Raw genomic sequence first — 3,236 nt, 5'->3', positions numbered from 1 at the left:
CGAGGCCACCCACTTGTTGGTGATGGTCTCGCTCCGCTTGAGATCGACCACGGTGAAGTCGGCATCAAAGCCGGCCGCGATCCGGCCCTTGCAGGCGATGTTGAACAGCCGCGCCGGCCCGGCGCTGGTGAGATCGACGAAGCGCGCCAGCGACAGCCGGTCCGCATTGACGTGATCCAGCATCAAGGGCACCAGCGTCTGCACGCCGGTCATGCCGGAGGGCGAGGCCGGATAGGCCTTCTGCTTCTCCTCCAGCGTGTGCGGCGCGTGATCGGAGCCGAGCACGTCGACGATGCCCTGCTTGATGCCGTTCCAGATGCCTGCGCGATGCGCGGCATTGCGCACCGGCGGATTCATCTGCGCCAGCGTGCCAAGCCGCTCGTAGCAGGCGGGCGCGACCATCGTGAGGTGGTGCGGCGTCGCCTCGCAGGACGCGACATCCTTGTGGTCGCGCAGATACTCGATCTCTTCCTTGGTCGAGATATGCAGCACGTGGATGCGCTTTCCGGTCTCGCGGGCGAGCGTGACAAGCCGCTGCGTCGCCTTTAGCGCGGCGGCCTCGTCGCGCCACACCGGATGCGAGCGCGGATCGCCTTCGATGCGCAATCCCTTGCGTTCGTTGAGGCGGTATTCGTCCTCGGCGTGAAACGAGGCGCGGCGGCGGATCACGTTGAAGATTTTTCGCAGGCTGCTGTCGTCCTCGACCAGCAGCGCGCCGGTTGACGATCCGACGAACACCTTGACCCCGGCGCAGCCCGGCGCGCGTTCCAGTTCGGGCAGGTCCTGCACGTTGTCGCGGGTGCCGCCGATGAAGAAGGCGAAGTCGCAATGCATGCGATGATGCGCCGCTTTCATCTTCGCGGCGAACGTTTCCGCCGTCACCGTCAGCGGATTGGTGTTCGGCATCTCGAACACCGCCGTGACGCCGCCCATCACGGCGCTGCGCGAGCCGGTTTCGAGGTCTTCCTTGTGAGTGAGCCCCGGCTCACGGAAATGCACCTGGGTGTCGATGACGCCGGGCAGGATATGCAATCCCCGGCAGTCGATCACCTCGCCGGCGTCGGCGTGGCCAAGGCCGCCGATGGCGGCGATGCGGCCGTCCGATACCGCGATGTCGCCGATCCCCTCGCCGTCCTGATTGACGATGGTGCCGCTTCTCAGAATCACGTCAAATGTCTTGGTCATCTGTCCTGATCATCGTCTCCGATAGCTTTTTTCCGCATGCGGCTCCGCCACGCGGACCCTTGTTGCGGGCACCTTAGCGGCTTACGTTCGGAAGCGAAATCCGGCACGCAGGTTTCCCCGGGGTACTGCGCACGACCCGCCAAGACAACAATGCCCGGCCAAGAGATTTTGTCATGAAAGCAGCGTTTCTTCCCGACCGGGGGGTGGTCAAGGTCAGCGGCGACGACGCACGCAATTTTCTCAACGGTCTTGTGACCACTGATGTGACCAAGGTCCAGCCGGGGGCTGGCCGGTTCGGCGCGCTGCTGACGCCGCAAGGCAAGATCACGTTCGATTTTCTCATTACCGAAGCGCAGCCGGGCCACGGCGGCGGCTTTCTGATCGACTGCCCGTTGTCGCTGGCGCAGCCGCTCGCGACCAAGCTCGGCTTCTACAAGCTGCGCGCCAAGGTCACGGTCGAAAACCTTTCGGGCACGCTCGGCGTGCTGGCGGCCTGGGGCGGCGAGCCCGCGATGCACCCCGACCTGACCTTCGCCGATCCGCGCAGCGACAAGCTCGGCTGGCGCATTCTGGCGCCGGAGGACCTCGCGGCACGGGCGGCCACCGTGATCGGCGCCGAACTGGTCGAAAGCAACGATTACGAGGCCCACCGGATCGCCAGCGGCGTGCCGAGCGGCGGCACCGATTTCGCCTTTGGCGACGCCTTCCCGCATGAAGCCAATATGGACCGGCTGCACGGCGTCGATTTCGACAAGGGTTGCTATGTCGGTCAGGAAGTGGTTTCGCGCATGGAGCATCGCGGCACCGCGCGCAGCCGGATCGTGCGCCTGCTGCTGGACGACGGCGCGCCGGAGGCCGGCGCCGCCATCGTCGCGGCGGACAAGCCGGTCGGCACCATGGGTTCGTCGGCCGCGGGCCAGGGCCTTGCGCTGCTTCGGCTGGATCGCGCCGCGGACGCGATTGAAGCCGGGATCCCGTTGACGGCGGGGACCGTTCCGATCCGTATCGCCGATCCGGACGACCTCAAGCTTCCGGCCAAGAAGACGGTCGCATGACGCAGTCGGCGCGCCTGCATGCCGACGGCCTGACCCGCTGCCCGTGGCCCGGCGACGACCCGCTCTACCTTGCCTATCACGACACCGAGTGGGGCGTGCCCGAATACGACGATCGCGCGCTGTTCGAAAAGCTGATCCTCGACGGCTTTCAGGCGGGCCTGTCGTGGATCACGATCCTGCGCAAGCGCGACAACTTCCGCCGCGCCTTCGACGCTTTCAACCCGGAGACAATCGCCCGCTACGGCGACAGGAAAATCCACGCGCTGATGAACGACGCCGGCATCGTGCGCAACCGGGCGAAGATCGAGGGCGCGGTGACCAGCGCGAAATCCTATCTGGCGATCATGGAGCAGGGTCCGGGCTTTTCCGACCTGTTATGGGGCTTCATGGACGGCAGGCCGAAGGTCAACCGCTTCAAGACCACCGCGACCGTGCCGGCCTCGACGCCGCTCTCGATCAAAATCTCGAAGGAACTGGCCTCGCGCGGGTTCAAGTTCGTCGGCCCCACGATCGTCTACGCCTTCATGCAGGCGACCGGCATGGTCAACGACCATCTGGTGACGTGTCATTGCCACGAGACGTGCGGCCGGCAGACGCGCAAGCCGCGCCTTGCGACGACATGACGGCAAAGGCGGCTCCGAAAATCTCGTCGCGCGCATGGCAGCGGATGCTGTCCGGCCGTCGGCTCGACCTGCTCGATCCCTCCCCGCTCGATATCGAGATCGCGGATATCGCCCATGGTCTCGCCCGGGTGGCGCGATGGAACGGCCAGACCCGCGGCGCGCACATCTTCTCGGTCGCGCAGCACACGCTGCTGGTCGAAGCGGTGATGCGCGAGCACACCCCGCGCGTCGATATCCGGGTGCGGCTGGCGGCGCTGCTGCATGACGCGCCGGAATATGTCATCGGCGACATGATCTCGCCGTTCAAGGCGGTGATCGGCGGTTCCTACAAGACGGTGGAGAAGCGGCTGTTGTCGGCGATCCACGTCCGCTT

General features: G+C 65.9%; 4 protein-coding genes. 3 read left to right on the top strand and 1 reads right to left on the bottom strand.

Annotated features, from left to right (window positions below; translation table 11 throughout):
• Window positions 1-1,185 (bottom strand): dihydroorotase (locus tag BGN91_RS17615; RefSeq protein ID WP_292615359.1); only part of this gene is annotated, 1,185 nt, incomplete at its 3' end.
• 173 nt (window positions 1,186-1,358) lie between these two features.
• On the opposite strand from BGN91_RS17615, the gene BGN91_RS17610 reads away from it, so the two are divergent.
• The 3 genes from BGN91_RS17610 to BGN91_RS17600 all read left to right on the top strand — a co-directional run.
• Window positions 1,359-2,240 carry a folate-binding protein gene (locus BGN91_RS17610; protein WP_292615358.1) on the top strand — a complete coding sequence of 294 codons (882 nt, stop codon included), beginning with the start codon at window positions 1,359-1,361 and terminating at the stop codon, window positions 2,238-2,240.
• Window positions 2,237-2,863, top strand: a complete 627-nt coding sequence (locus BGN91_RS17605) for a DNA-3-methyladenine glycosylase I (RefSeq protein WP_292615357.1) — start codon at window positions 2,237-2,239, stop codon at window positions 2,861-2,863. Before BGN91_RS17610 ends, BGN91_RS17605 begins: the two co-directional genes overlap by 4 nt.
• Window positions 2,860-3,236: HD family hydrolase (locus BGN91_RS17600; protein WP_292615356.1), on the top strand; the 377-nt coding region annotated here is incomplete at its 3' end. The genes BGN91_RS17605 and BGN91_RS17600, both read left to right, overlap by 4 nt.

It is taken from the genome of Nitrobacter sp. 62-13 (genome assembly GCF_001896955.1).
Classification (GTDB): Bacteria; Pseudomonadota; Alphaproteobacteria; order Rhizobiales; family Xanthobacteraceae; genus Nitrobacter.
Note: the sequence above shows the minus strand (reverse complement) of the source record. Positions and strands in the feature narration are given on the sequence as shown.